Genomic DNA, 651 nt, shown 5'->3' on the forward strand with positions numbered 1-651 from the left:
GCTCGCGCAGCAGGGCGGCAAGCTGCTTTTTCGCCGCCGCTGTTTTGCAGGCGTCCCGCGCAAGGTACGCAAAACGGCTGTGGACATAGCCCAGATGGCTGATGCGCACCCATTCGCTCTGTTCCTCCGCGGTGGTGGCTGTCCAGAGGACAGCGCCGCAGCCTTCGCACTTGCGGTTGGCGCGGGTCTCTGTCCGGAAGTATTCCGGCGTGGCGTCTGTCAATGTCCGCTTACCGCAGTCCATAAATTCCATCTGGATCACGCTGCCGCAGTCCGGGCAGGTAAAGCCCTGCCGCCTTGCGTCCCATCTGGCCGCTGGGCGGCGCATATAGCCGTCCAGCGCGTTTTCCTTGGACATGACTGCAAACACGGTGCGGCCGCCGCGGGCATACCCCGCGTAGAGGGCGTCCATGTCCGCTGACGTCCGCACGATGGCGGCACGCGCGTTTGAGATGGCCTCCTCCAGCTCGCGCACCCATTTGCCTGTCATGTGGGAGGGGCAGAGGACGATATGCAGGCATTTCCTGTGCTTTTGCAATACGACTGCATGGCAATGCTGCCGACCTTAGACTTTCCGCTGCCGCATTCCGCGATGAGCAGACCGAACCTGGCGGTCTGCAGCCTGCGCCGCAGCGCTTCCGCGGCGGCGAG

The 651-nt window shown here is 64.1% G+C and carries 1 pseudogene; it reads right to left on the bottom strand.

Annotation, left to right across the window (positions count from 1 at the left end):
- A pseudogene (locus OCV66_RS15495) lies at positions 1–475 on the bottom strand (hypothetical protein); the annotation flags it as partial.
- Between the last annotated feature and the right edge of the window lie 176 nt (positions 476–651).

The organism is Agathobaculum ammoniilyticum (assembly GCF_025567315.1).
GTDB classification, from domain to species: domain Bacteria; phylum Bacillota; class Clostridia; order Oscillospirales; family Butyricicoccaceae; genus Agathobaculum; species Agathobaculum ammoniilyticum.